The organism is Ralstonia flaminis (assembly GCF_958415495.1).
Classification (GTDB): Bacteria; Pseudomonadota; Gammaproteobacteria; order Burkholderiales; family Burkholderiaceae; genus Ralstonia; species Ralstonia flaminis.
Genome location: NZ_CATZLL010000016.1, coordinates 49,750 through 74,306 on the forward strand (window position 1 = coordinate 49,750; position 24,557 = coordinate 74,306).

Sequence of the window (24,557 nt, forward strand, 5' to 3'; positions counted from 1 at the left end):
CACGCATAAATCCTTGATGCCCCATCCACCCGACGACTTCTCCCGCGAGGACGACAGCCTGGCGCGCCATCGCAGCACGCTGCGGGCGGGCTTTGCCATGCCGGAATTGCCGGCACAGGCGCCGCGTCGGCGGGCACCGATGGTGGCAGCCGGTATCGTCGCGCTGCTCGGTGCGGTGCTGTGGGCGGATCCGGCCTGGCATACGCAGCGCTACGCCACGGCCGCAGGCGAACGCCAGCACCTCACCCTGCCCGACGGCAGCGACCTCACGCTCAACACGCGCACGGTTGCCGAGGTGGAATGGCATCTGCGGTCGCGGCAAGTCCGTCTCGTCGATGGCGAGGCGCTGTTCGACGTGACGCATTCGACGTGGCGACCCTTCGTGGTGCGCGCGGGCGAGACGACCGTGCGCGTGATCGGCACCGCCTTCAACGTGCGACGCGCCGATCCGCGCGTGACGGTGACGGTGCTGCGCGGCCGCGTGCACGTGGAAGATGCCTCGGGCGATGCCGTGCTGCTGACGGCCCGCCAGGCGGCCGAATCGTTCAACGGCACGCTCACCGCGCGCGCCGCGCCCGACCCCGGCGCCGCCATCGCCTGGAAAGACGGCAAGCTGATGTTCGACCGCACGCCGCTGGCGCAAGCCGTGGCCGACATCAACCGCTATCGTGCAACGCCCGCTGTGCTGACCGATCCGGCACTGGGCCGCCTGCAGATCTCCGGCGTGTTCGACAGCGCGCGCACCGATGCACTGCTGGATCTGCTGCCGTCCATCCTACCGGTTGCTGTGCGCCGCGAGGCCAACGACACGGTGCGCATCCTCGCCCGCAGCGTCGTCCGCTGAAAAAATCTGCACGCCGAGGTAGGGATGCCCGGCATGCAGTTCGTCTACTCCCCTGTGACCTAGACCAATAGATCAACAGACCAACAGACCAACAGATTCAACACGGGGAGCTTCACAGTGATTCGCACACAACGACGCGCGCCGCGCCTGATCGGGCTGGCCGTGGCCGCGCTGCTGGCCGGTGCCGCCTTCGCGCAAACCCGCCTGACCATCGACATTCCTGCCGAGCCGCTCGATGCCGCGCTCAATGCGCTCGCACGGCAGGCAGGCGCGCAGCTTGTCTTTGCCAGTTCGCTGACGGCGGGCAAGACGGCCCCGCGCGTGCAAGGCCAGATGCGCGTGGAAGATGCACTCGACAGAGTGCTCGCGCAGTCCGGGCTGGTGGCGCGCAAGCAAGGTGGCAACACGTTCACCATCGAACCGACTGGCGGCAGCGCACAGGTCACGTTGCCGGCCACGGTGGCGACTGCCAGTGCGCAGCAGGAATCGGCCACGGGCCCTGTGCGCGGCTACATCGCCCAGCGCAGCGCCACCGGCACCAAGACCGATGTGCCGCTCTCGGAGATTCCGCAGTCGATCAGCGTGGTGCCGCGCGACCGCTTCGAAGCCCAGGGCGCGCAGAGTGTGAACGAGGCGCTGCGCTACTCGGCCTCGGTGTCGTCATATGGCGCGGGCACGCGTTCGGACTGGTACACCGCCGTACGCGGCTTCGTGCCCGCAACTTACCTGGACGGGCTGCAGTTGCCCAACACCATCAACCTGGCGAGCTGGCGCGTGGACCCTTGGCAGATCGAGCGCGTCGAGCTGCTGCGCGGGCCGTCGTCTGTGCTGTATGGCCAGGGCGACCCGGGCGGCACGGTGAACATCGTCACCAAGCAGCCGACCACCGAACCGATCCGCGAGATTGAAGTGCAATACGGCAGCCATGCGCGCAAGCAGGTGGCCGGTGACTTTGCCGGCGCGCTCGATGCCGACGGCAAGCTGTCGTATCGACTGACGGCCGTTGCGCGCGACGGCAACCTGCCTTTCGGCCCGTTCAAGGACCAACGCCTGATGGTGGCGCCCTCGCTCACCTGGAAGCCATCGGCGGACACCACGCTCACGCTGCTGGCGACCTATCTGCGCGACAAGACCAACTCGTCCGACAACTTCCTCCCGGCCAGCGGCACCATCCTGCCGAACCCGAACGGCAAAATTCCGGCCACGCTGTTCACGGGCTCGCCGGACTTTGATGCGTACGAGAAGACGCAGTACTCGCTCGGCTACCAGTTCGAGCACAAGCTCAACGACACCTGGACGGTGCGGCAGAACACGCGCTACATGCACCTGAAGCTGGACGACCGCATGACCTACGGCGTGGGCCTGGACCCGAGCGACCCGACACAGCGCATGATGTGGCGCTACGCCGGCATCGCCAAGCCGAGCTACGGACGATTCGACGTCGACACGCAGGTTCAGGCGAAGTTCGCCACCGGCATCGCGCGGCACACCTTCCTGGCCGGCGTGGACTACCAGCGCCAGACCACCAAGGACCCCGAGAACTACGCCCTCACCTCGTCGCTGGATTTGTACAACCCGGTGTATGCGCCGTTTGACTGGTCGATCTTCGACGGCTCGGGGGCATCGCCGCAGGACATCCACCAGAAGCAGACGCAGCTGGGTGTGTACCTGCAGGATCAGATCAAGCTGGGCGAGCGCTGGGTCTTCACGCTCGGCGGCCGTCACGACTGGAGCGACCTGCGCACCGACGACCTGCTCGCCGGCACCAACACCAGTCAGCGCGATTCCGCCTTCACCGGCCGTGTGGGCGTGGTGTACCTCGGGCCGTACGGGCTGTCGCCGTACATGAGCTATTCGACGTCGTTCAACCCGACCATCGGCACGGACCGCAACAACCAGCCGTTCAAGCCGACCAAGGGCAAACAGATCGAGGCCGGCATCAAGTTTGCGCCGAGCAGCAAGACGTCGATCACGGCGGCGGTGTTCCAGATCCACCAGACCAATGTGCTCACGCCCGACCTCAACGACCCGACCGGCATGCACAACGCGCAGTCGGGTGAGATCCGCTCGCAAGGCATCGAGCTGGAAGGCACGACGCAACTGCTACCGGGCTGGAACGTGATTGCCAGCTACACGTATCAGGACGTGCGCAACACCAAGGCCAACGACGTCACGCTCAACAAGTGGCCGATCGCCATTCCGATTCCACGCCAGATGGCATCGTTGTGGACGGACTACCGCATCCGCTCGGGTGCACTGCAGGGCGTGGGCGTCGGAGCCGGCGTGCGCTATATCAGCCCGACGGCCGGTGCGCCGGACAACTCGCTCAAGGTGCCGGGCTACACGCTGTTTGATGCGTCCATCTTCTACACCGTTGGGCACTGGCGCTTTGCGCTCAACGGCACGAATCTGGGCAACCGCGAGGTCATCTCTGGCTGCTACGACGCCACACGCTGCATCTACAACAACGGGCGCACGGTGCTGGCAACGGCCAAGTACGCCTGGTAACGCGCTGCTCCATTGCCAAAGAAAAACGGGCCACAACATCCGTGGCCCGTCTTATTTCTGCTACTGGCTCACTGGGTGATCAGCCCGGCAATGCGTACCAGCACCAGCCCCGCCGCCACCACTAGGTAGCCGCGCAGCACGAACATCCACGTACGCTTGAGCGGCGTCCAACGTGCCGGCGTAAGTTGCTCCAGCGGCGGCATGGTCCAGTGGTCGCGGTCCAGCACGCTCACGCGTTGCGGATGATGCGGCCGCTGGTTGCGCCGCTCGATGCGCCACAGCACCAGCGACATCACCACCGCGACGACCGAACCGCCGATCAGGATCGCACCGATCTCGAACTCGCCAATGCCCGGGAACAGCACCGCAGCCGTCAGGATGACCGACAGCATCACCAACACCGCCACCACACCGCCGGTGAAGACGTTCATCGCGCGGCCGTTCGTCCACGGGCCCAGCACGGCCTTGTCGTTACACAACAGCAGCAGGAACACCGTGGCACTCGGCAACAGCACGCCCGCCAGCGATTGCACGGCATTGGTCAGCAGGCCCAACGGCACACCCGGCGTCAGCACCAGGCCAGCGGCCAGCAACGTCAAACCGAAGTAGACGGCATAGAAGCCCTTGGCCTCCGTCGGCTTGCGATGCAGCGAATGCCGCACGGCAAATACATCGCCAATCGCATAGGCCGTCGACAACGACACTGCGCACGCGCCGATGATGCTGGCATCCAGCAGCGCAATGGCAAACAAAATGCCGGCCCAGCGGCCCGAATGGGCCTCCAGCCCTTTCGCCGTGCCCAGTGCATCGGTGTAGTTGCCGAACTCAGGCGTGCCGTGGAAAGCCTGCGCGCTGAAGGCAATCATCGCCACCGCGCCGGCAATCACGAGCACGATGCCCAGCCACAGGTCCGCGCGCTCATAGCGGATGAAGCGCGCGGTAATGCGCTTGTCGATCACATAGCTTTGTTGGAAGAACAACTGCCACGGCGCGACGGTCGTCCCGACGATAGCGATGATCAGCAGCATCACCTCCGCCAGCGGTGCACCGGCCGGTAGAGCAGGCACGAAGAAATCGCGTGCCACCTGCCCCATCGGCGGATGCACCATCAGAAAGATCGGAATGAGCGTAAGACTGCCCGCCACCAGCGCGAGTGCAAAGCGCTCGAACCGTCGGAAGTCACCGGTGGACGCAGCCAGCATGACCAGCGCCGCCGCCGCGCACACACCCCAGTGGCGCGGAATGCCGAGATATTCCAGCGCGAGGCTGATGCCAATGAACTCCGTCACCAACGTCAACGCATTGACGAGGAACAGGTCGATAACGGAGAAGCTGCCCCAGAACTTGCCGAAGCGCGCGAAGATCAGCCGCGCGTGGCCGACCCGCGTGACGGCACCCAACCGCAGCACCATTTCCTGGTTCACGTACAGCACAGGAATGAGCAGCATCAGCGTCCATAACAGCGTAGTGCCGTAGTTCTGCCCGGCTTGCGTGTACGTGCCGAAGGCGCCAGCGTCGTTGTCGCCGACCATCACGATCAGGCCAGGCCCGAGGATGGCCAGTAGCGTGCGCAGGCGTGCGCGCCAGTTGTCGCGCGCCCCAGTATCGTGGTGCGCAATGGTGCCGAGCGCACCGCGAATATCACCGACGTGCGCGTCGTCGAGTGCGGCATGACGTGGTGGTGCGTCGATGCCCGAAGCGAATTGGGTCATGTCGACCTCCGTTTGTGTTGGTGTTGTTGGATGCCACGACCGTTACCAGTAGGTGCGCGACAGCCGGATGGCTGCAGCGGCATAGCTGTGGTTGGAGAGCGATTGGCCACCGTCGTCGGCGCGGCGGTTGGATGTGACGGGCACGGCGTTGGCACGCTCAGGTGCGCCAGCGCGGGCCTGCACGAACGGTGAGCTGAACGGCAGAGCAATGGCCGAAAAACGACGGGCGGGGATGTTGAATTTGCGCATAACAACTCCTGACCGCATGGGCACGACGCGTGCACAGCATGCGGCAATCGCCGCGCACGGGTTGTCTTACCCAGGGCGGCAGATTCAAACAATCAAGGAGCGATGCAGACACCGCTGCCTTGCCGGGGCGGCAAGTCAGCAGCAGGGAACAACCGTGCGGCGGACTCGCCTAGTAGGAAAGAAATGTCGGATAAGGTCGACTCGGACTGTCCATATGGGTCCTCCGTAGGTCTTAGAACTCGGCGTGGACGCGCATGCCGTAAAACTTGGCAGGGCCGCGGTCCCGGTTGTAGCCAGGGTTCTGGATCAATTGAAAATCGGGGCTGAGCATGAGGCCCTTGACCGGTTGAACGCTGTAAAACAGTTCGAGTACGCGCTCGTGGCCATAGTTCAACGCGCCATCGCCCAGGAACGCGCCACTGCCGCCCGCCGCCAGGTATGCCCGGTGATCCGGGCCCAACATGTTCAGCGAAAATGCCGCGCCCACCACATCATTGGGGCGCCCCCACGACGTGCCCTTGAGCAGGCCACCGAACGACACGTTGCGCCCCACTTCAGTAAAGGCGTACGTCTCGGTCTTGTCATCCGACCAGTTCAGCCGCGCAAACAGACCCAGGTTCTCACCCGCCTTCTGCTCGAACGACAGCCCCACACCCACCTTCGCGTGCTCCTTGCGCACCAGGCTTACGTCCGGCGCGCTGCCCGTGGCTTGGCCGAGTGCGATGGCGTCATCAAAGCGGCCCATGCGTGTCTTGTTGCGCCAGCCCATCAGCCGCACCTTGCCGTCCTGGCCGAACAGCGTGTAGCTCTTTTCCAGCTCCACCATGTCACCGTAGTGCTGCATGAAGGCAGAATCCAGTGCCAACCCGTTCGACTGGATCGGCTGCAAGAAGCGGCCAGCACGTGCAGCCCAGCCAAGTTCGCTGTCGATGTACTCCAGCGCGATGCCCCAGTCGTAGCCGCGTGCATCTGCAGGGTAGTCGAACGACGGGCTCGCCATGAACGACCAGTTCAGGAACTGCGTGCGCGGATCGTGCGAATACTCCACGCCGTCAAACACATCCAGCACCGGCATGTTGCCCACCGTCAGCACCACGCGGCGCTTGTCGACCACGTCGGCAAACTGGTTGAAGTCGGCGTCGATCTTTTCCGTATCGCCACCCAAGCCCCAGGTCTGGCGCAGAAAAGCGCGGGCGCGGTACAGGGTCGGGTCGGTGCCCGTCACCTTCGCTAGCTCGCCGTTGGTCGGGCCACCCAGACCGTGCAAATCCGAGAACGCCTTGCCCATGATGACTTCCGGATTGAAGTGGAACTCCGCCCCCTTCCACAACCGCATGCCCAGGTCGAGCGTGGTACTGAAGGAATAACTGGTCGCGCGGTCTCCGGTCAGGCTGTTGTCGCCGGCATACGGCGACTTGAATGCAGGCTTGGCCTGCCAGACCCAGGTGGATTGGCCGTGAAAGCCGAAGCGATCATCCAGTTCACCACCGGCAATCAGCGGTGTATCGGCGGCCGGCGCAGAAGCAGGGGCACCATCCGCACGGGCAGCCTGGGTAGCAACGGACAGCAGCGCCATCACTGTCAGGAGAGTCGGACGGCGAAGCGCAGCCACACGAACCAGAACGAGCGGACGCACCGCAACCCAAACGTATTGCAGCATCGAGAGAAACAGCATGAGACCTCCCCCGTTCGTTTCTATGACGAACGTAGGCGCGAGCCGACCACGGTCCTCCCAAGAGACCACGAACGCAAGCGCGCACGCAGCCACATGGCCGTGTCGGTACAACAATCGAATTGTGGGAAGAGGCTTGTCCGGAGAACCCGCACAAGTGCCACTACCCGCCGTGCATACGGCTAGGCAGTGGAGGGGCGCGAAGCGAAAGCGATGCGCCGAGACTGTCTAGCCGTTCAGAGTGCGATCGAAGATCGACTAGAACAACTGTCCATGGAGAACATCTCCGTAGCTATGACGGGGCGCAGAGTAACAAAGTGTTCTTGGACTCGGCAAGCGTTTTTTGGAGGGGAAGGAAGGCGCTTTGCACGCCGGCAACATGGGCATGCTCCGCAGACCTAAGGCTGGCGCGGAATTGGCGTGCCGGCGCCATTTTCGGGCATCTTGGCCACATCATAAAATACTCCCCCTCAGTACATACGCAACCACACAAACCACGTGCGGATTCCTGATGCGCAGACCACGTGCCATGGACATTCGCTCCCCGCTACTGCATCTGCTTAACTGACCGAGTGGATACACTACCGCCACGAACGCGGGGGCACTGCGCCACCGCACACTGCATTCCATCGCTTTCCACATTCGACACAAACGAGAGGTTGTATGACGCGCTTAGCAACGATGCTCGCGGCAGTTGCCGCCATCGCAAGCATCGCCGGATGCTCGACGACCGGCACAGGACAAACCAAGAACGGAGGCGAAGCCCCCATGGCTGAACACACGCAACCGGCAACCACATGCCAGGCAGCTTCTGCTCCGGACGACACGCTGATCGGCAAGTCTGAGCAAGACGCAACGGCCCTGCTGAACGGCTGCCTGTGGCGCGTCAGCGAACGGGACGGCAAGGCATTGCCGGGCACGATGGACTATCGGGAAGAACGCCGTAACTTGGGCATCCAGAATGGCAAGGTGATTTGGGTTCGGCGGGGTTGAGGCCTCCCCGGCACCGTCACGCATTGCGGACGGACAAAGAAAAAGCGGCTTCCTTTCGGAAGCCGCTTTTGCATTTGGTGCCGGCTGCAGGACTCGAACCCGCCACCTGATGATTACAAATCAACTGCTCTACCAGATGAGCTAAGCCGGCAAAGAAACGCGATTCTAACCCAACAAGCGCTACTTGACGACCTTCAGTGCAGGTTTGCCACCAATTCGTGGCACATTCGGTGGCGGCTCGTCTTCCGGGCCACCATCCACCTCTGCGGCAACCGGTGCGGGCACCGACTCCGAGTCCACCGCAGCCAGCTTGGGCGGCGGATTGTTCTCGCGTTCGGTAGCGGCTTGCGTGGTCGGCGCACTGCGCTCAACCGGGAACGCCATGCCCTGCCCGTTCTCGCGCGCATACACTGCGAGCACATTCTCGACCGGCACTTCGATCTTGCGCGACACGCCCGAGAAACGCGCCTGGAAGGTAATCCACTCGTTGCCCATGTCGAGCTGGCTGGTCGCGTCAAAGCTCACGTTCAGCACGATCTCGTCATTCTTGACGAACTCGCGCGGCACGTTGGTGCTGTTGTCGACGAAGACAGCAATGTACGGCGTGAAGCCGTTGTCCGTGCACCATTCGTAAATGGCCCGGATCAGATAGGGCTTGGTCGAAGTTTCCGGCATGATGAAATCAGTAACCGTCGGACGCGGCCGCGCTCAGGTTCAACCCAACGCGCAGCCGGCATCCCGGCGGCGATCAGCGGCGCATCACCTTTTCCGACGGCGTCAGCGCTTCAATATACGCCGGACGGCTGAAGATACGCTCAGCGTATTTCATCAGCGGCGCGGCGTTCTTCGAGACCTCGATGCCGTAGTGATCCAGGCGCCACAGCAGCGGCGCGATCGCCACGTCGAGCATCGAGAACTCTTCGCCCAGCATGTACTTGTTCTTCAGGAAGATCGGAGCCAGCTGCGTGAGGCGGTCACGGATAGCGGCGCGCGCCTTCTCGTGATTCTTCTCGGCGGCCTTGCCCTTCTCGTTCTCCAGCACGGACACGTGCGTGAAGAGTTCCTTTTCGAAGTTGAACAGGAACAGGCGCGCACGGGCACGCTGTACCGGGTCAGCCGGCATCAGTTGCGGGTGCGGGAAGCGCTCGTCGATGTACTCATTGATGATGTTCGACTCGTACAGGATGAGGTCGCGCTCGACCAGGATGGGTACCTGGCCGTACGGGTTCATCACCGCGATGTCTTCCGGCTTGTTGAAGAGATCGACGTCGCGAATCTCGAAATCCATGCCCTTTTCGAACAGGACGAGGCGGCAACGCTGCGAGAACGGGCAAGTGGTGCCCGAGTACAAGACCATCATGGTTGTAGTTCCTTGACGCATGGGCCGGGGGCGGCCCGATGACGGTACAACCGTGGCGGCAAACCTTACCGCCACGGCACAAAAAGCCAAAAGGGAAAGGGCTAGGACCAGTTCTTCACCGGCCTAGCCCTTGCCCGGAAAACACGGATTTTACTTGATGTCCTTCCAATAGGCCGCATTCAGGCGCCAGGCCAGCACAAAGAACACGCCAATGAACAACAGAACCCACACGCCCAGGCGCTTGCGCAGGTTACCGGCGGGCTCGGCCATCCAGTCCAGATACGTGACGAGATCGGCCGCTGCCTGGTCGTATTCGACCTTGCTCATCTTGCCCGGCACCGCCAGTTCAAAGCCGACCAGCTTCTTCTCAACCTCGCCGTGCTCGGACTTGACCTCGGCATACTTCGGCACCTGCTGGCCCTGCAGCTCCCACAGCACGTGCGGCATGCCGACCTTGTCGAACACCAGGTTGTTCCAGCCGGTCGGACGCGTGTCGTCGCGGTAGAACGTGCGCAGATAGGTATAGAGCCAATCGCTGCCGCGCGCACGGGCAATCACCGACAGGTCCGGCGGAACGGCGCCAAACCACTTCTTGGCGTCATCACGCGACATGGCGATGGTCATCAAGTCACCGACCTTGTCCGATGTGAACAGCAGGTTCTTCTGGATCTGCTCTTCGGACAGGCCGATGTCGCGCAGGCGGTTGTAGCGCATGGCGCTGGCGCCATGGCAGTTCAGGCAGTAGTTGACGAACAGCTTGGCACCGCGTTGCAGTGCTGACGCGTCGCTGGATTGGTTGGGCGCCGGATCAAGCGGTACGCCGCCCTCGTTGGCCATCACAGGCGCGGCAAACACGAGACCGGCCAAGGCGAAAATCGCAAGCAGCTTTTTCATTCTTGTGTCCTTCATGGGTCCTTGTGCTCGGCTCGAATCAGTGCGGCGTGAACGTGACGCGCTCAGGCACGGGCTTGAACGTCCCGATCCGGCTCCAGATCGGCATCGCGAGGAAGAACGCGAAGTACAGAATGGTGCCGATCTGCGAGATGATCGAACCGATCGGGCTCGGCGGCTGGATACCCAGGTAGCCCAGCACCGCAAAGGCGATCACGAAGAGGATCAGTAGCACCTTGTGGAAGCCCGGACGATAGCGGATCGACTTGACTGGCGATTGATCCAGCCACGGCAGGAAGAAGAAGATCACCACCGAGCCGCCCATCACCACCACGCCCCAGAACTTGGCGTCGATGAAGGCAAAGCCCAGCGCCAGGACCACGGCCACAGCCACGGCCACGCCCTTGACCTTCATGCTCTTCGAGCGCACGAACAGCAGGCCCAGCATGATGGCCAGGAAACCCCACAGGATCGGCAGGAAGTCCGACGTGGTCGCACGCAGCATCGAGTAGAACGGCGTGAAGTACCACACCGGCGCGATGTGCGGCGGCGTCTTCAGCGAATCGGCCGGGATGAAGTTGTTGGCCTCCAGGAAGTAGCCGCCCATTTCCGGCGCGAAGAACACGATCGCGCTGAAGATGAACAGGAACACCGCCACACCCACGATGTCGTGCACCGAGTAGTACGGGTGGAACGGGATGCCGTCGAGCGGAATGCCGCGCTCGTCCTTCTTGGCCTTGATCTCGACACCATCCGGGTTGTTCGAGCCCACTTCGTGCAGCGCGATAATGTGCGCCACCACCAGGCCCAGCAGCACCAGCGGCACCGCAATCACGTGGAACGAGAAGAAGCGGTTGAGCGTCGCGTCCGACACCACGTAGTCACCGCGAATCCACAGCGACAGGTCCGGGCCGATCAGCGGAATGGCGGAGAACAGGTTCACGATCACCTGCGCGCCCCAGTACGACATCTGGCCCCACGGCAGCAGATAGCCCATGAAGGCCTCGGCCATCAGGCACAGGAAGATCAGGCAGCCGAAGATCCACACCAGCTCGCGCGGCTTACGGTACGAGCCGTACAGCATGCCGCGGAACATGTGCATATAGACCACGACAAAGAACGCCGACGCGCCGGTCGAGTGCATGTAGCGCACCAGCCAGCCCCACGGCACCTCGCGCATGATGAACTCCACGCTCGCATAGGCGACGGGGATGCCAGCGGCGTTGAGCGTGCCGTCCGGCTTGTAGTTCATCACCAGGAAGATACCGGTGAGGATCTGGATCACCAGCACCAGCAGCGCCAGTGAGCCAAAGAAATACCAGAAGTTGAAATTCTTGGGCGCGTAGTACTCCGACAGATGCGCCTTCCACAGCTCGGATGCCGGGAAGCGTGCATCGATCCAGCCCAGCAGTCCGGTTGTCTCCACCTTCTTCTCGGCCATGATCAAGCCTCTCCTTTCTCGTCTTTACCGATCACCAGCTTCGTGTCCGACAGGAACATGTACGGCGGAATGTCCAGGTTCTGCGGTGCGGGCTTGTTCTTGAACACGCGACCAGCCAGGTCGAACGTGGAGCCATGGCAAGGGCAGACGAAGCCGGGGTCGCCGGCAAGCTGCACGTTGGCGCCTGCGGGAAACGGACCGGACGGAGAGCAACCCAGGTGAGAGCAGATACCGACCACGACCAGCAGGTCTTTGTGTTCGGCGCGGGAGCGGGTTTCGTTCTTGCAGTAGTCCGGCGTCTTCATGGTGAAGGGCACGTCGGACTTGGGGTCGGCGACTTCAGCGTCGGTCTTCTTGAGCGATTCCAGCATGTCGGGCGTGCGCTTGAGCAGCCAGACCGGCTTGCCGCGCCATTCCACCACCTTCATCTGGCCAGGGGCCAGGTCGCTGACATCCGCCTCTACGGGCGCGCCCGCTGCACGGGCTTTTTCAGATGGTGCGAATGTGCAAACGAAAGGGGCCGCTACTGCAACCCCTCCCACACCACCAGCGACGGACGTCGCAATCAACAGATTGCGGCGACCCTTGTCCACGTTTTGCTGGTCACTCATTCAAGACCCCAGGGTGAGAAATCAAGATAGGTTCGCGTCAACCAAAAATTATACCCGAGCGTACCAAGCCGACGATACCCGTCGCGGGGCGCGCTGCTTGCGGATATAGTTGACCTACCGATCGCCCGCCAGCCCAGTGCCAGCGCGGTTTCGGAGTGTCTCCTATAAACTCGCTTTCAACAATTCAGGTCAACCGATCCACAGCTTGACCGTTTGTGTCGAATCAAACAATCCGGAGAAAACCGATGGCACTTGTGCAAGACTTCAAAAAATTCGCGATGCGCGGCAACGTCATCGACCTGGCAGTCGGTGTAATCATCGGTGCGGCGTTCGGCAAGATCGTCGACTCGCTGGTCAATGATCTGATCATGCCGCTGATCGGCCGCATCATCGGCAAGCTCGATTTCTCGAATCTGTACATCCAGCTTGCGGATGCCCCCGCGGGCGTGCCGCAGACGTTGGCCGACCTGAAGAAGGCGGGTGTGCCGGTCTTCGCCTACGGCAACTTCATTACCGTGGCGGTCAACTTCCTGATCCTGGCGTTTATCGTGTTTCTGATGGTGCGCGCCATCACGCGCGTGACCGAAGCCAACAAGGCACCCGAAGCCGCCCCAGCAACGCCGGAAGACATTGTGCTGCTGCGCGAAATCCGAGACAGCCTGAAGACCAAGGGTTAATCGGCACGCACTGCGTCACACAGGATTCGGAATATCGATGAAGGTGTGACGCAGGCCAAAGCGCTCGGCGAGATGGTTGCCGAGCGCCTGCACGCCACCGCGCTCGGTGGCATGATGGCCCGCCCCGATGTAGGCCACACCGGATTCGCGCGCCAAATGCGTGGTCTGCTCGGATGCCTCGCCACTCAGGTAGACGTCCACGCCAGCCGCCACCGCCGCTTCAAACCAGCCCTGCGCGCCCCCCGTGCACCACCCGACCGTACGCACCGGCCGATCGGCTTCGCCAAGCACCAGTGGGACTCGATTCAGCCGAGCTGCAACAGTTTCGGCAAAAGCCGCTAGCGTGGTCGCTTGAGGCAACACGCCAGTCCAACCCAGCTCATCATCACCGAAGCGCCCCTTGGGCTCGATGCCTAGCAAGGCGCCCAGTTGCGCGTTGTTGCCGAACGCTGGGTGCGCATCCAGCGGCAGGTGGTACGCGAAGAGATTCAGGTCGTTCGCAAGAAGCCGCTTCAGACGGGCGTGCTTCTGACTCACGATACAGGCGTCCTCTCCCTTCCAGAAGTAGCCATGATGCACGAGGATGGCATCCGCACGCGCATCAATAGCCGCCTCGATCAACGCCAAACTGGCGGTGACCCCCGTCACAATGTGGGTGACGTCTTCGCGACCCTGCACTTGCAGACCATTCGGGCAATAGTCCCGAAAACGAGCCGCTTGCAACAGGTCGTTCAAGTACAATTCAAGTTCTTTTCGATCCATTTCGACTCAATTTCGCCCTATGTTGCGCCGCTTTTGGCTGTTTTTTGCACAAGCCGTCACGGTCGTGCTGGCCGTCTGGTTTGTGATTGCTACCCTCAAGCCCGAGTGGCTGCAGCGGGGCAAGATGGCTGTGCAGTCCGGCTCGCCCATCGTCGCACTGAAAGAAGTCGCGCCGATCGGCCACGGCGGCACCTCCAGCAACTCCTACGCGGAAGCCGCCAAGGTGGCGATGCCGGCGGTGGTCAACATCTTCAGCAGCAAGAACGCCCCGAAGCGCAACAGCAACCCACAGGCCAGCACAGACCCGTGGTTCCGCTTCTTCTTCGGCGACCGCGCCCCTGAGCAACGCCAGGAGCCGACGGCTAGCCTGGGCTCGGGCGTGATTGTCAGCTCGGAAGGCTACATTCTAACGAACCACCATGTCGTGGACGGCGCTGACGAGATCGAGGTGGCCCTCACCGACGGCCGCAAAGCCAATGCCAAGGTGGTCGGCTCCGATCCGGAAACTGACCTGGCCGTTCTGAAAATCGATCTGCCCAACCTGCCCGCCATTACGCTCGGGCGCCTGGAAAATGTGCGCGTCGGCGATGTGGTGCTCGCCATCGGCAACCCGTTTGGTGTGGGTCAGACGGTCACCATGGGCATCGTTTCGGCGCTGGGCCGCAGCCACCTGGGCATCAACACGTTCGAGAACTTCATCCAGACCGACGCGGCGATCAACCCTGGCAACTCAGGCGGCGCACTGGTCGACGCGGACGGCAACCTGGTCGGCATCAATACCGCCATCTATTCGCGTTCGGGCGGCTCGCTGGGGATCGGCTTTGCAATTCCGGTATCGGTGGCCAAGCAGGTGATGGAATCCATCATCTCGACGGGCGGTGTGGTGCGCGGCTGGATCGGCGTTGAACCACAGGACGTGACACCGGAGATTGCGGAATCATTCAGCCTGTCACGCAAGGATGGCGCACTGATTGCCGCTGTGGTCCAGGGAGGACCAGCCGATAGGGCTGGCCTGCGCCCCGGTGATATCCTCACCAGCGTGAATGGCGAACCGATCTCTGACACGACCGCGCTGCTTAATAGCATTGCTCAACTCAAGCCTGGCGCGGAAGCCAAGGTGGCCGTGTCACGCAAGGGTAAGGCTGTTGAACTCACAATTGTCGTCGGCAAGCGTCCAGCCCCAACACGACGCAACGTCCCGATGCCCTCACAAGACGAAGAAGAGCAGTAAGGCAAGCACGCAATCCAACCGTGAAACGGCGGCCAATGTGCCGCCGTTTTCTATTGGTATCGCCGCATGTAGGTGCGGCGCAGCCGGGAAAATGAACGCCTTCGCCCGGACAACCAGCCCCCGCCCCAGAGCACCGGCCTACCCAAGGCGCAGGCGCCCCGCTTCACATCACGCCCCGCGCGATGGCGCTGCTCCATCGCAACTGAAGCATGGCTGCAGGCCAGTCAACTCACGCTTGCGCAGGCAAGACCACACCCCGTACTCGGCCCGCAATCCTCGTGGGTTTCCGTGAGTGGACCCACCCCGCATCCGGTGGCAGAAACCACCAACCATCTTCGTTGCTGCGCCACTCAGGCCAATCTGTCGCAACACGAATCGCCCACACAAAGAAAAACGCCGACCCCTTTCGGGATCGGCGTTTAACCGTCTAATTCGATACGCTCTTACGAGCGCGTCAAATTAGAACTTGTGACGCAGGCCGACGGTAGCGCCGAACTGGTTGTTGCTGTTGCCCGGGCCCGAGAACACTTGGCTGCCGTTCGTCAGCGTCGTACCAGCGTAGCTAGCGTCGTTCAGGCCGATCACGCCCAGACCCGAACCGCCGCTGTTCTTAGCATAGGCCAGGTTGAAGTAAGCGTCGGTGCGCTTCGACAGAGCGTAGTCGGTGCCGACCACGAACAGCCACGGGTTGCCCGTGCCGCTGTTCTTGAACTGTTGGTAGTAAGCCGTACCCGTCAGCGTCAGAGCCGGCGTAGCTTGGTAGCCCAGGCCTGCCCAGTACAGGTTCGACTTCAGGTTGCCATTGCCAGCAACGGTTGCGTAGTTAGCCTTGTACCAACGGTAGCCAGCGTACAGCTTGGCCGGACCGAAGGCGTACGTGCCAGCGATCGTGGCGCGTTGTTCCTTGTTGTCGCTACCAACGGTCGTCGAGTTGGTCGAGTCATACACTGCGCCGATGCCCAGCGGGCCGCCAGCGTAGTTAGCACCCAGGCTCCACTCACGGCCGGTCTTGCTGCTGCCAGCAACTTCGTTACCGTTGTTGTTGAACGAGTACAGAGCCGAGACGCTCAGGCCACCGAACGTGCCGATGTACTTAACAGCGTTGTCAGCACGACCCGAGAAGAACTGGTCTTGCGAAGCCAGCGAGTAACGCGTGGCGATTGCCATCGGGTCATACACCAGCGAGAAGTCGTACAGCAGGTTTTGCTGACGACCCAGGGTCAGTTGACCCCACTGGCCTTGCAGACCGACGTAAGCGTTACGACCGAACAGACGGCCACCTTGACCCGACGTGCCGGTGTCAACGTTGAAGCCGCTTTCCAGGTTGAAGATACCCTTCAGGCCACCGCCCAGGTCTTCAACGCCACGCAGGCCCCAACGCGAGCCCGACAGGCCACCCGAATCCAGGCCAATACGCGAGCCGCTCGAACCAGCGGTTGCGCCCGGCACCTTGTTTGCGTAGGTCAGACCAGCGTCGACCACGCCGTACAGGGTCACGGAGGATTGTGCATAGGCGCCACCGGCGGCCAGAGCTGCAACAGCAGCTGCAAACAGTTTCATCTTCATATCGACACTTTCCTTGTCAACTGATTGGGAAATCTTGACTGTCCTTATGGACGACGCAGATACCTCACGTCTGTCGGCATTATGGGCCAGCGTTGACAGATTCCGGAAACCCTTTTTGGCTCTGGGAGGCGATTTGCGGCCAAGTTGTTGCTCATGGGCAACACGGCGCAGCCCCCTTTGGATGGGGGGCTGGAGCGGCTTTTTGCGCGATGGCGCGGGGGTTGGCGGGCAATTGTCGGGGCTGGTAACGCCCCATTTTTGTCACCCGGGTGTCGACAGAATTTGTCGCCTTCTCGCCACGCCAACACGAAAAGAGGCTGATGGATCTCTTTTTCTCAGCGACCCAGCGCGGCGCGCCATCTCCTCAGGAAATCGGCACGACGCAGCTGATCTTGATGGGCGAGTAAACCCGGGCCGACTGGAATGGGCCGATGCGTGTTACCCAGTTCGGCGAGCAGACGCTTGGCCGTCAGCCCGGTCTCGACGTCCTGGCGCAGCGAGAAAAGGAATGCGCGGTCGGCCATCACACTCTGGCCGTCACGCGAGAGCATGAAGTCGAGCCACAGGCGCGCAGCGTTCGGCCGGGCAGCGCGGCGAGCGATGAAGGCGACGCGGGTGGCGACCAGCGTGTAGTCGGTCGGCATCTTGATGGCGAGCGCGGGATTGCGATCGGCGTAGCGGGCGGCGTACGAGCCGATCACGTCGTAGGCGAGCAGGCTCTCGCCTGAGGCCACGCGCTCGAGCATGGCGGCCGTCGTGATGTACAGGTTGACGTTGACGCCACCCAATGCCCGGGCAACATCCCAGAACACGGGGGAGGTGCGCGCATCTTCGGCGGCAAAAAGGAAGGCGGAGCCCGAGTGCTCGATGTCGTATGCGGCAACGCGGCCGCGCAGCAAGTCGCGATGGCCGTTGAGAATGCGGGCGAAATCGGCGTGCGTGGAGGGCACCAGATCAGCGGACAACTGGCGCGCGTTGTAGACGAAGACGACTGGCTCGTAGCTCGTGCCGTAGGCCTCGCTCTTCCAGATGGCCCATGACGGCAGGTACGGCCGCTCGGGTGATGCATATGACAGCGCATGGCCATCGTTGACGAGCTTGAATTGCTCGGGCATCGCCGAGCTCCACACGACGTCGGCGCCGGGCGACTTGGAGGCCAGTTCTGCGAGGAAGCGTCGGTAGATGTCGTCGCTGTTTTGCTCGCGGTAGTCGACGGTGATACCGGGATAACGTGCCTCGAATGCGCGGATGAGCGGGTGCGCAGCGGCAAAGTCCGTCGTCGAGTAGACCGTGACCCGGCCTTCTTGCCGGGCGGCGTCGATCATCGCGCCGTAGTCGCGCGGGTAATACGAGGGCAATTCGGGCGCGGCGCTCGCCAGCCATTGCGCATGACCCTCAAGCGAAACGGCGCCCCCCGCGGCCAGTAATGCAGCGGTCTGGCACAGCCAGCGGCGACGGGAATTTGGGGTGGACGACATGCAGATCAGCCCGCATCCATGAGGTTGGTGTGATTCGACGGTGTAATCGAGATACAGGCCGCACGCATTATCATGAAAAAGCACACAGAACGATATTGAGAGACACCCGATGCGGATCTTGCTGGTGGAGGATGAGGACGAATTGGCGGCATGGCTGGCGCGCGCGCTGGCGCAAAGCGGCTTCGTGATCGAGCGCGCAGCCGATGGCGTGATTGCTGAGGCCTTCCTCGGCTCCGGAGAATTTGACGCGGTGGTACTGGACCTGCGCCTGCCGCGCAAGGACGGCTTTGCCGTGCTGGCCGACATGCGTGCGCGGGATGACCGCACGCCGGTGCTGATCCTCACAGCGCAGGGCGCGCTGGATGAGCGCGTGCGCGGTCTCAACGCGGGCGCGGATGACTTCCTCACCAAACCGTTCGCACTGTCCGAGCTGGAAGCGCGGCTGATGGCCCTGATTCGGCGCAGCCGTGGCCGGGCCTTCCCGCGCCTGCGCTGCGGGCCGCTGGAGTTCGATACCGGGCGCAAGGCGTTCCTGCTGTCAGGCGAGCCGCTCTCGCTCACGCCGCGCGAGCACGCTGCACTGTCGGCACTGCTGCACAAGACCGGCCAGCCGATCGGCAAAGTGCATCTGTTTGACAAGGTCTTCAATCTGGACAGCGATTCAAGCCCTGACGCCGTGGAGGTGGTCGTGCACCGCCTGCGTAAGAAGCTGGCGGGCACGGGCGTGCAGATCGTCACGGTGCGCGGCCTGGGCTACATGCTCGAAACGGGCGCGAGCGACGCCAGCACCGTCGGCGACAACACCGCCCCATGACGCAACGGCTTGCCCTGCTGCCACGCAGCCTGAAACTCACGCTGCTGTGGCTGCTGCTGCCCGGGTTGATCGGCGTGCTGGCAATCGACATCGTGAGCGCATACCAGGCGCTGCGCAGCGCCACCGATCGCGCGTACGACCGCGCCCTGCTCGGCTCGGTGCGCGCCATCGAGAACGGCGTGACGATCGAGCGCGGGCAGGTACAGGTCAACGTGCCGTACGTGGCGCTGTCGATGTTCGAGTCGACCGCGCAGAGCAGCGTCTATTACCGCGTCGCCTTCGAGCCCGCGCCCGGCAAGCCTCCGGAGGCCGCGCTCACCGGGTATGACGATCTGCCACTGCCCGCCACGCGCCTGGAAAACGACACCGAGTTCTTCTACGACGCGCTGTACCACGGCGAACCGGTGCGCGTGGCCGCCGTCGCCAAGCCGCTGTATCAACCGGGGCTGCCGGCGCGCATCGTGATCCAGGTGGCCGAGACCATCGAGACGCGGCGCGCGCTGCAACAGGCCGTCTGGCGCGGCACCCTGCTGCGCGATGCAGCGCTGGTGGTCGTGAGCGCCGCGCTGCTGTGGCTGGGCGTGACCGTGGCGCTGCGTCCGCTAAATCGCTTGGCGCGCAGCATTGCAGTCCGTGCTTCTGACGACTTGCGGCCGCTCGATGCCGCGGACGTGCCCGCCGAAGTCCGCCCGCTGGTGCAAGCGATCAACCACCACATCCAGCGCTACGCAGAACTGGCGGAAGCACAGAGCCAGTTCCTCGCCGATGCATCGCATCAGATGCGCACGCCGCTGGCCGTGCTGCTCACGCAGGCCGAGTACGCGCTGCGCGAGACCGACCCGGTGCGCGTGCGTGAAAGCCTCACGGCGATCATCGCGCGGTTGCAGTCGACCAACCGGCTGACCTCGCAGTTGCTCGCGCTCGCCCGTGCGCGGCACGCAGGGCAGGACGCACCGGCCGAGACGTTCGACCTGGGCGAGCTGGCGCGCGATGTGGTGGTCGACGCCTTGCCGCTGGCGCGCGAAAAGCAGCAGGATCTCGGCTGGGACGATGCAGGGCTCGCTGCAACCCTGTCCGTCACGGGCTACCCCGCCTTCCTGCGTGAGGCGCTGTCCAATCTCGTACACAACGCGATCCGCTACACACCCGCTGGTGGACGCATCACCGTGCGTGCCATTGCCGACGGCGACACCGCGCTCGTCTGCGTGGACGACACCGGCCCCGGCATGAGCGCCGACGAACGCGCGCACGCGTTTCAGCGATTCCGCCGTGCACATGAAGGCGGTGGTCGTGCGGGTAAACCCAAAAGCGCGCCGAAGGATGCACGCTACGCTGCAGAGGGTTCAGGCCTGGGATTGGCGATCGCGCGGGCTTATGCGGGGCGCAGTGGCGGGCAAATCGAGCTGGCCGATGGTGAGCCGAACGGGCATGGCGGCGTGGGCTTGTCAGCGCGGATTCGCGTACCGCTCACGCCATCGACAACGTCTCCTGAGCATGCTGCAACGCAGCAGCATCAATGAAAGCGTGACGAAAGCGCGCGACTTCTATACTGCGCCGCACCTGGGGCCATCCGCCCGAGCTACACGCATCAAGCCATAAGTAGCCGGCCCCACACCATCACAAGCAAACAGGAGACAAACCCATGCTTCGTGGCCGCTTTGTGCCCGCGCACGCCGCTCTCGTTTCGATTGCAGCTGCCGCTCTGACCCTCAGCACCGCTGCACTCGCGCAAGTCCCGGCTGGCTACCCCGCCAGCTACGCCGACACCATTGCCGCCGCCAAGAAGGAAGGCAAGGTGGTGGTCTACGCCACGACCGATACCAAGGCCGCCGATCCGCTGATCAAGGACTTCGAGTCGCTCTACCCCGGTGTGAAGGTCGAGTACAACGACATGAACAGCAGCGAGCTGTACAACCGCTTCATCAGCGAGCAGGCCGCCGGCGGCGCCTCGGCCGACATGATGTGGAACTCGTCGATGGACTCGCAGCTCAAGCTCGCGCAGACCTACGCGCTGAAGTACGACTCGCCCGAAGTGCCGCATCTGCCGACGTGGGCCGTCCACAAGGGCCTGGCTTACGGCACGACGTACGAGCCGGCCGTGTTCCTGTACAACAAGCGCCTGATAAAGGATTCGGAAGTGCCGCAAACGCACGCCGATTTCGCCAAGCTGGTCAGCAGCCAGCCCGAGCGTTTCAAGAACAAGGTCACGACGTACGACATCGAGAAGTCTGCCGTGGGCTTCATGATGGCCGCGCAGGACAACCTGGATTCGCCGCAGTACTTCGACTTCGTCAAGGCCGTGGGCCCGAACCTGGTGCTGCAGTCGTCCACCGGCACGATGATGGAGCGTGTGGCCTCGGGCGAAAACCTGGTGGCCTACAACATCCTCGGTTCGTACGCGATTGCGCGCGCCAAGAAGGACCCGTCGATCGGCATCGTCTATCCGAAGGACTACACGCTGGTGGTCTCGCGCGTGGCGATGATCGCCAAGAAGGCGAAGAACCCGAACGCCGCCAAGCTGTGGCTGGACTACATCCTGTCCAAGCGCGGCCAGGACATCCTCGCCAACAAGTCGGACCTGCACTCGCTGCGTGACGACGTGACGGGCGAAGCCACCGCTGCCGGCCTGAAGAAGATTCTCGGCAACTCGATCAAGCCGATCCCGGTGGACGAGTCGATCCTGACGTTCCTGGAGCCGAAGAAGCGCCTGGACTTCATCAAGCAATGGCGCACCGCCGCCGGTCGCTGATCTGCTGACTAGCGGAATCACGATTCCTCTTATCTGACCGACCTGCCGGCGCCATCCGACTCTGGCGCCGGCCCCTCTTGGAGGCACCATGCGTTCTCTAGCGCAAGACCGTGCCGCCGCTTCGGAAGTCTCCCTCAAGCGCTCGCCCTGGACGCGTGTGGGACAGGCTTTGCCGCGCGGCGTGGTCATCCTGCTTACCGCGCTGGCGATTTTCACGCCGCTGGCGCTGATCTTCTACCAGAGCTTCCTCTCCGCGCCGTTCTTTATGCCGGACGCGCTGGCGGGGCTGGATGCGTATCGCTTCATCTTTACGGATTCGGATTTCTGGCACGCCTTTGAAAAGTCGGCTGCGCTGGCCTTTGGCCTGGCCGCGATCTCGGTACCGCTGGGCGGCATCCTGGCGTTCCTGATGGTGCGTTCGGACCTGCCTGGCCGTCGCATCCTTGAGCCGCTGCTGATGATCCCGGTGTTCGTCTCGCCGATGGTGCTGGCCTTCGGCTACGTGGTCTCGGCTGGCCCCGTGGGCTTCTACACGGTGTGGTTCAAGCACCTGTTCGGTGGTGCACCGTGGAACGTGTACTCGTTCACCAGCATCATCATCATTGCTGGCCTGACGCACGTGCCGCACGTGTACCTGTATGTCTCGTCGGCACTGCGCAGCCTGGGCTCCGATGTGGAAGAAGCCGCGCGCATCGCCGGTGCATCGCCGCTGTCGGTGGCGCTCAACGTGAGCTTGCCGATGGTGCGCCCCGCCCTGCTGTACGCAGCCGTGCTGGTGACCTTCCTGGGCTTCGAAGTGTTCGGCTTGGTGCTGGTGCTGGGCGATCCGGAAGGCCACCTCGTGCTGGCCACGTATCTGTACAAGCTGACCAACAAACTCGGCACGCCGGCCTATCACCTGATGGCAGCCGTAGCGGTCTGTCTGGTGATGGTGACCTTCCCGCTGGTGCTGCTGCAGCGCTACATGCTGAAGTCGGCCAACCGCTTCGTCACCGTCAAAGGCAAGGTCACGCGCAGCCGCCCGCTGCCGCTGGGCAAGTGGCGCTGGCCCGCGTGGGCGATCGTCGTGTTCTGGTTCTTCGTCACGGTGGTGGTACCGCTCTCGGGCATCGCGCTGCGCGCCTTCGTGTCGAACTGGGGTGAAGGCGTATCGTTGGTGGAAGCGTTCTCGACCACGGCGTTCCAGCAGATCTTCGAGCAGCCGCAGTTCCTGCGTGCGATGGTCAACACGGTGCTGATCGGCGTGATCGGCGGTGCGATTGCGGTGGCGTGCTACACCTGCATCGGTCTGGCCATGCACCGCAAGCCGGACGGCTGGACGCGTTTCCTCGACTACAGCGTGCTGGTGCCGCGTGCGGTGCCGGGCCTGCTGGCCGGTCTCGCCTTCCTGTGGGTGTTCCTGTTCGTGCCGAACTGGATCGAAACCGGCCTGACCGACAGCGGCCTGCCCTTCGCCAACTGGATCATCGAGAACATCGTGCCGAGCCTGCGCGACCTGCGCAGCACGATCTTCAGCGTGTGGATTGCCTACACGGTGGTGTGGATGGCCTACGGCCTGCGATTAATCTCGGCCGCACTGCTGCAGGTCGGCCCCGAACTGGAAGAAGCGGCACGCTCGGTGGGTGCCACCCGCGCCCGCACGACACGCGATGTGACCGTGCCGCTCACGCGCTACGGCCTGCTTGGCGCGTGGCTGCTGATCTTCCTGATTTTCGAGCGCGAGTACTCGACCGGTGTGTACCTGCTCTCGCCGGGCACCGAGACGATCGGCTCGATGCTTGTCTCTCTGTGGGCGGGCGGCGCCATCGATATCGTCGCCGCGCTGTCCTTCGTCAACATTGTGCTGGTGGCCGTCGGCCTCGGCATTGCACTGCGCTTCGGGGTGAAACTCCATGATTGAACTCACCGTCAACGACCTGCACCTGCAGTACGGCACCAACCCGGTTCTCAAGGGTGTTTCGATGCAGTTGCAGAAGGGCGAGGTTGTCTCGCTGCTGGGCCCGTCGGGTTCGGGCAAGACCACACTGCTGCGCGCCGTCGCCGGCCTGGAACAGGCCAGCCAAGGTACCGTCAAGATCGGCGATCGCGTCATGTTCGACGGCGCCAAGAAGCTCGACGTGCCGGCCGAGGGGCGCAACCTGGGCCTGGTGTTCCAGTCCTACGCGCTGTGGCCGCACAAGACCGTCGCCGAAAACGTCGCCTACCCGCTCAAGCTGCGCAAGACGCCCGCCGCACAGATCAAGGAACGCGTGCAGGCCGTGCTGCAGCAACTGGGCCTCGGCCATCTGGGCGAGCGCTTTCCGAGCCAGCTCTCCGGCGGCCAGCAGCAGCGCGTGGCGATTGCCCGTGCGCTGGTCTACAACCCGCCCGTGATCCTGCTCGACGAGCCGCTCTCCAACCTCGACGCCAAGCTGCGTGAAGAAGCCCGCGCCTTCCTGCGCGAGCTGATCGTGCGCCTGGGCCTCTCGGCGCTGATGGTCACGCACGACCAGAGCGAAGCGATGGCCATGTCCGACCGCATCCTGCTGCTGAACAACGGCGTGATCGAACAGCAAGGTACGCCCGAAGAGATGTACGGCGCGCCACAAACGCTCTTCACCGCCGAGTTCATGGGCAGCAACAACCGCGTCAACGGCAAGATTGCCGAGGTGCGCGACGGTATGGCCCGGCTGGTGGACGAAGCTGGTGGTTGGTCACTGTGGGGTGTTGCACGTGGTGATCTGAAGCCGGGTGCATCGGCGCACGGTGTGATCCGCCTGGAGCAAGTGCGCGTTGGACAAGACAACGCCGACAACACGATCCACCTGCCACTGGCCACGCGCATGTATTTGGGTGACCGCTGGGAATGCCTGTTCCGCGCCAGCGGTGCGACGGGCACTGGCCTGCGCGCCTACGCCAGCAGCGCTCCGAGCGATGGCCAGTACGCGCTGACCTTCCCACGCGAGCAGTTCTGGTTGTACGCGGCATAAGCGGCTTCAACGGCAACAAAAAAAAGGCAG

At 63.2% G+C, this 24,557-nt stretch carries 21 protein-coding genes and 1 tRNA gene; 10 read left to right on the forward strand and 12 right to left on the reverse strand.

The annotated features are described in order from the left end of the window. Window positions 1-16 precede the first annotated feature (16 nt). On the forward strand, window positions 17-844 hold the full coding sequence (locus tag R2N11_RS21515; protein ID WP_316682330.1) for a FecR family protein: 828 nt from the start codon (window positions 17-19) through the stop codon (window positions 842-844). A 117-nt stretch (window positions 845-961) separates the two neighbouring features. Beyond that, entirely contained in the window at window positions 962-3,352 is a 2,391-nt protein-coding gene (locus R2N11_RS21520; RefSeq protein WP_316682331.1) for a TonB-dependent siderophore receptor, read from the forward strand. Window positions 3,353-3,420: 68 nt separating this feature from the next. On the opposite strand, the gene R2N11_RS21525 is transcribed toward R2N11_RS21520, so the two are convergent. The 3 genes from R2N11_RS21525 to R2N11_RS21535 all read right to left on the reverse strand — a co-directional run bounded on the left by R2N11_RS21525 (window position 3,421) and on the right by R2N11_RS21535 (window position 6,988). Beyond that, a complete protein-coding gene (locus R2N11_RS21525) occupies window positions 3,421-5,064 on the reverse strand; it encodes an NRAMP family divalent metal transporter (RefSeq protein WP_316682332.1) in 1,644 nt (547 codons plus the stop codon). Between the two features lie 42 nt (window positions 5,065-5,106). Next, window positions 5,107-5,313, reverse strand: coding sequence for a hypothetical protein (locus tag R2N11_RS21530; RefSeq protein WP_199032003.1), 207 nt, complete (start codon window positions 5,311-5,313; stop codon window positions 5,107-5,109). Window positions 5,314-5,545: 232 nt separating this feature from the next. Then, window positions 5,546-6,988, reverse strand: coding sequence for a carbohydrate porin (locus tag R2N11_RS21535; protein WP_316682333.1), 1,443 nt, complete (start codon window positions 6,986-6,988; stop codon window positions 5,546-5,548). A gap of 660 nt (window positions 6,989-7,648) precedes the next feature. Between R2N11_RS21535 and R2N11_RS21540 the strand changes: the two genes are divergently transcribed. Then, a complete protein-coding gene (locus R2N11_RS21540) occupies window positions 7,649-7,978 on the forward strand; it encodes a hypothetical protein (protein WP_316682334.1) in 330 nt (109 codons plus the stop codon). Window positions 7,979-8,053: 75 nt separating this feature from the next. On the opposite strand, the gene R2N11_RS21545 is transcribed toward R2N11_RS21540, so the two are convergent. From R2N11_RS21545 to petA, 6 genes are all read right to left on the reverse strand, one after another. Further along, window positions 8,054-8,129: transfer RNA gene (locus tag R2N11_RS21545), tRNA-Thr, on the reverse strand. Between the two features lie 29 nt (window positions 8,130-8,158). Next, window positions 8,159-8,653 (reverse strand): ClpXP protease specificity-enhancing factor, encoded by a 495-nt coding sequence (locus R2N11_RS21550; protein WP_316682336.1) that lies wholly within the window; start codon window positions 8,651-8,653, stop codon window positions 8,159-8,161. Window positions 8,654-8,726: 73 nt separating this feature from the next. Further along, window positions 8,727-9,338, reverse strand: coding sequence for a glutathione S-transferase N-terminal domain-containing protein (locus R2N11_RS21555; RefSeq protein WP_004634649.1), 612 nt, complete (start codon window positions 9,336-9,338; stop codon window positions 8,727-8,729). A 150-nt stretch (window positions 9,339-9,488) separates the two neighbouring features. After that, window positions 9,489-10,232, reverse strand: coding sequence for a cytochrome c1 (locus R2N11_RS21560; protein WP_199031999.1), 744 nt, complete (start codon window positions 10,230-10,232; stop codon window positions 9,489-9,491). Between the two features lie 37 nt (window positions 10,233-10,269). Further along, on the reverse strand, window positions 10,270-11,673 hold the full coding sequence (locus tag R2N11_RS21565) for a cytochrome b (protein WP_199032011.1): 1,404 nt from the start codon (window positions 11,671-11,673) through the stop codon (window positions 10,270-10,272). Beyond that, a complete protein-coding gene (petA, locus tag R2N11_RS21570) occupies window positions 11,673-12,281 on the reverse strand; it encodes a ubiquinol-cytochrome c reductase iron-sulfur subunit (protein WP_316682338.1) in 609 nt (202 codons plus the stop codon). Before petA ends, R2N11_RS21565 begins: the two co-directional genes overlap by 1 nt. A gap of 245 nt (window positions 12,282-12,526) precedes the next feature. Between petA and mscL the strand changes: the two genes are divergently transcribed. Then, window positions 12,527-12,958, forward strand: a complete 432-nt coding sequence (gene mscL / locus R2N11_RS21575; protein WP_199032562.1) for a large conductance mechanosensitive channel protein MscL — start codon at window positions 12,527-12,529, stop codon at window positions 12,956-12,958. A 15-nt stretch (window positions 12,959-12,973) separates the two neighbouring features. Here the strand turns inward: mscL and R2N11_RS21580 are convergent, their stop codons facing one another. Further along, window positions 12,974-13,720: a Nif3-like dinuclear metal center hexameric protein gene (locus R2N11_RS21580; RefSeq protein ID WP_316682340.1), complete on the reverse strand. Its 747-nt coding sequence runs from the start codon at window positions 13,718-13,720 to the stop codon at window positions 12,974-12,976. A 19-nt stretch (window positions 13,721-13,739) separates the two neighbouring features. Between R2N11_RS21580 and R2N11_RS21585 the strand changes: the two genes are divergently transcribed. After that, on the forward strand, window positions 13,740-14,951 hold the full coding sequence (locus tag R2N11_RS21585) for a Do family serine endopeptidase (RefSeq protein ID WP_316682341.1): 1,212 nt from the start codon (window positions 13,740-13,742) through the stop codon (window positions 14,949-14,951). A gap of 459 nt (window positions 14,952-15,410) precedes the next feature. On the opposite strand, the gene R2N11_RS21590 is transcribed toward R2N11_RS21585, so the two are convergent. Continuing rightward, entirely contained in the window at window positions 15,411-16,517 is a 1,107-nt protein-coding gene (locus R2N11_RS21590; RefSeq protein ID WP_316682342.1) for a porin, read from the reverse strand. Between the two features lie 335 nt (window positions 16,518-16,852). Beyond that, a complete protein-coding gene (locus R2N11_RS21595) occupies window positions 16,853-17,995 on the reverse strand; it encodes an ABC transporter substrate-binding protein (RefSeq protein ID WP_316682343.1) in 1,143 nt (380 codons plus the stop codon). A gap of 109 nt (window positions 17,996-18,104) precedes the next feature. On the opposite strand from R2N11_RS21595, the gene R2N11_RS21600 reads away from it, so the two are divergent. The 5 genes from R2N11_RS21600 (at window position 18,105) to R2N11_RS21620 (ending at window position 24,527) form a co-directional block, all read left to right on the forward strand. Continuing rightward, window positions 18,105-18,809, forward strand: coding sequence for a response regulator (locus R2N11_RS21600; protein WP_316682344.1), 705 nt, complete (start codon window positions 18,105-18,107; stop codon window positions 18,807-18,809). Further along, complete coding sequence (locus R2N11_RS21605) at window positions 18,806-20,329, forward strand: sensor histidine kinase (protein WP_316682346.1); 1,524 nt, start codon at window positions 18,806-18,808, stop codon at window positions 20,327-20,329. The genes R2N11_RS21600 and R2N11_RS21605 overlap by 4 nt, the downstream gene beginning before the upstream one ends. Window positions 20,330-20,451: 122 nt before the next feature. Continuing rightward, window positions 20,452-21,558 carry an ABC transporter substrate-binding protein gene (locus R2N11_RS21610; protein ID WP_199032569.1) on the forward strand — a complete coding sequence of 369 codons (1,107 nt, stop codon included), beginning with the start codon at window positions 20,452-20,454 and terminating at the stop codon, window positions 21,556-21,558. Between the two features lie 88 nt (window positions 21,559-21,646). Continuing rightward, window positions 21,647-23,458, forward strand: a complete 1,812-nt coding sequence (locus R2N11_RS21615; protein ID WP_316682347.1) for an ABC transporter permease — start codon at window positions 21,647-21,649, stop codon at window positions 23,456-23,458. Continuing rightward, window positions 23,451-24,527 (forward strand): ABC transporter ATP-binding protein, encoded by a 1,077-nt coding sequence (locus R2N11_RS21620; protein WP_199032571.1) that lies wholly within the window; start codon window positions 23,451-23,453, stop codon window positions 24,525-24,527. The genes R2N11_RS21615 and R2N11_RS21620 overlap by 8 nt, the downstream gene beginning before the upstream one ends. Window positions 24,528-24,557 lie beyond the last annotated feature (30 nt).

Coding starts and splice junctions, on each gene's coding strand:
- R2N11_RS21515 (WP_316682330.1), top strand. CDS start 17: ATGCCCCATCCACCCGACGACTTCTCCCGCGAGGACGACAGCCTGGCG.
- R2N11_RS21525 (WP_316682332.1), bottom strand. CDS start 5,064: ATGACCCAATTCGCTTCGGGCATCGACGCACCACCACGTCATGCCGCA.
- R2N11_RS21530 (WP_199032003.1), bottom strand. CDS start 5,313: ATGCGCAAATTCAACATCCCCGCCCGTCGTTTTTCGGCCATTGCTCTG.
- R2N11_RS21535 (WP_316682333.1), bottom strand. CDS start 6,988: ATGCTGTTTCTCTCGATGCTGCAATACGTTTGGGTTGCGGTGCGTCCG.
- R2N11_RS21540 (WP_316682334.1), top strand. CDS start 7,649: ATGACGCGCTTAGCAACGATGCTCGCGGCAGTTGCCGCCATCGCAAGC.
- R2N11_RS21550 (WP_316682336.1), bottom strand. CDS start 8,653: ATGCCGGAAACTTCGACCAAGCCCTATCTGATCCGGGCCATTTACGAA.
- R2N11_RS21555 (WP_004634649.1), bottom strand. CDS start 9,338: ATGATGGTCTTGTACTCGGGCACCACTTGCCCGTTCTCGCAGCGTTGC.
- R2N11_RS21560 (WP_199031999.1), bottom strand. CDS start 10,232: ATGAAAAAGCTGCTTGCGATTTTCGCCTTGGCCGGTCTCGTGTTTGCC.
- petA (WP_316682338.1), bottom strand. CDS start 12,281: ATGAGTGACCAGCAAAACGTGGACAAGGGTCGCCGCAATCTGTTGATT.
- mscL (WP_199032562.1), top strand. CDS start 12,527: ATGGCACTTGTGCAAGACTTCAAAAAATTCGCGATGCGCGGCAACGTC.
- R2N11_RS21580 (WP_316682340.1), bottom strand. CDS start 13,720: ATGGATCGAAAAGAACTTGAATTGTACTTGAACGACCTGTTGCAAGCG.
- R2N11_RS21585 (WP_316682341.1), top strand. CDS start 13,740: ATGTTGCGCCGCTTTTGGCTGTTTTTTGCACAAGCCGTCACGGTCGTG.
- R2N11_RS21590 (WP_316682342.1), bottom strand. CDS start 16,517: ATGAAGATGAAACTGTTTGCAGCTGCTGTTGCAGCTCTGGCCGCCGGT.
- R2N11_RS21595 (WP_316682343.1), bottom strand. CDS start 17,995: ATGTCGTCCACCCCAAATTCCCGTCGCCGCTGGCTGTGCCAGACCGCT.
- R2N11_RS21600 (WP_316682344.1), top strand. CDS start 18,105: ATGCGGATCTTGCTGGTGGAGGATGAGGACGAATTGGCGGCATGGCTG.
- R2N11_RS21605 (WP_316682346.1), top strand. CDS start 18,806: ATGACGCAACGGCTTGCCCTGCTGCCACGCAGCCTGAAACTCACGCTG.
- R2N11_RS21610 (WP_199032569.1), top strand. CDS start 20,452: ATGCTTCGTGGCCGCTTTGTGCCCGCGCACGCCGCTCTCGTTTCGATT.
- R2N11_RS21615 (WP_316682347.1), top strand. CDS start 21,647: ATGCGTTCTCTAGCGCAAGACCGTGCCGCCGCTTCGGAAGTCTCCCTC.
- R2N11_RS21620 (WP_199032571.1), top strand. CDS start 23,451: ATGATTGAACTCACCGTCAACGACCTGCACCTGCAGTACGGCACCAAC.